1 protein-coding gene and 1 pseudogene are annotated in these 788 nt (G+C 66.0%); both read right to left on the reverse strand.

All coding sequences use genetic code 11. From position 1 onward, the window contains the following. Window positions 1-317 (reverse strand): annotated as a pseudogene (locus AC1DWF_RS33655) (ABC transporter permease); the annotation flags it as partial. Continuing rightward, window positions 314-788, reverse strand: a 475-nt coding sequence (locus tag AC1DWF_RS33660) for an ABC transporter permease (RefSeq protein ID WP_476842835.1), incomplete at its 5' end; no start/stop codon positions are given. The pseudogene AC1DWF_RS33655 and the gene AC1DWF_RS33660, both read right to left, overlap by 4 nt.

The raw sequence follows: 788 nt of genomic DNA on the forward strand, positions 1-788 counted from the left end.
GTGCCGATCAGTCCCGAGGTGATGACCGTTGCGATGCCGATGATCATGGATATCCGTGCGCCGTAGATCAGCCGCGAGAGGTAGTCGCGTCCGAGCTGGTCGGTGCCCAGAAAATTCACGGGCGTGCCGCCCTCCATGAAGGAGGGCGGGACCAGCCGGTGCTCGAGATCGACAGCGAAGGGATCGAAGGGCACGATCCAGGGGGCGAGGATCGCCACCACGAGCACGGCGCCCACGATGAACGCACCGACCAGGAAGCCGGCATTGCGCAGCATCCGGCGCGCCGCGCCCTGGCCGGGAATCACCGTGGCGCTCATGCCGTGCGCAGCCGCGGGTCGAGGACGGCGTTCAGCAGGTCGGCCAGCAGCGTAAGCGCGATGTAGATCAGCGCCAGCACCAGAACGACCGCCTGCACCACGGGAAAGTCGTTCTTGCTGATGCTCTCCCAGGCGAGGTAGCCCACGCCATGCATGGCGAAGACGGTCTCGATCACGATGGACCCGCCCAGCATGAAGCCCAGCTGCACCGCCGCGATGGAGACCACGGGGATCGCCGCGTTGCGGAAGCCGTGCTTCACCAGGATGGAAAGCCGGCTCAGCCCCTTGGCCCGCGCGGTGCGGATGTAGTCGGAAGACAACGCCTCGATCATGCCGCTGCGCGTCAGCCGCATCAGCGAGGGGATGGCGGAAAAGGCCAGCACGATTCCGGGCATCACGTAATATTCCGGGCCGCCCGTTCCCGAGATCGGCAGCAGCCCGAGATTCAACCCCAGCCAGACCATCAGGATC

It is taken from the genome of Aminobacter sp. P4_D5 (genome assembly GCF_056401815.1).